Source organism: Aestuariivirga litoralis, assembly GCF_003234965.1.
Taxonomy (GTDB): domain Bacteria; phylum Pseudomonadota; class Alphaproteobacteria; order Rhizobiales; family Aestuariivirgaceae; genus Aestuariivirga; species Aestuariivirga litoralis.
The window spans coordinates 1-730 of record NZ_QKVK01000025.1 but is presented as its reverse complement, the minus strand read 5'-3'; the positions used below and the strand labels follow the sequence as shown (position 1 = coordinate 730).

Annotated in this window: 1 protein-coding gene; it reads right to left on the bottom strand. The window is 69.9% G+C overall.

Features of this window, described 5'->3' with window-relative positions:
- On the bottom strand, positions 1-730 hold a 730-nt coding region (locus DK847_RS21065), incomplete at both ends, for a hypothetical protein (protein WP_280956424.1).

The window sequence follows — 730 nt, the reverse complement described above, 5'->3', positions numbered from 1 at the left end:
AACGGGTGCCGTCGGTGCCACGGGTGCGCAGGGTGAAACCGGCGCCAAGGGTGACACTGGCGCTGTCGGTGAGACCGGTGCGCAGGGTGAAACCGGTGCCAAGGGTGACACTGGCGCTGTCGGTGAGACCGGCGCAGTCGGTGAGACCGGTGCGCAGGGTGAGACCGGCGCCAAGGGTGACACTGGCGCTCAGGGTGAAACGGGTGCCGTCGGTGCCACGGGTGCGCAGGGTGAAACAGGCGCCAAGGGTGACACTGGCGCAGTCGGTGAGACCGGTGCGCAGGGTGAAACCGGCGCCAAGGGTGACACTGGCGCAGTCGGTGAGACCGGCGCGGAGGGCGACACGGGTGCCCAGGGTGAAACGGGTGCCGTCGGTGCCACGGGCGCCAAGGGTGACACTGGCGCAGTCGGTGAGACCGGCGCAGTCGGTGAAACCGGTGCGCAGGGTGAGACCGGTGCGCAGGGTGAAACTGGCGCCAAGGGCGACACGGGTGCTCAGGGTGAAACCGGTGCCAAGGGTGACACTGGCGCTGTCGGTGAGACCGGCGCGCAGGGTGACACGGGTGCCCAGGGTGAGACTGGTGCCGTTGGCGCAACAGGTGCCCAAGGTGAAACGGGTGCCGTCGGTGCCACGGGTGCTCAGGGTGAGACCGGCGCCAAGGGCGACACGGGTGCCCAGGGTGAAACGGGTGCCGTCGGTGCCACGGGTGCGCAGGGTGAGACCGGCGCT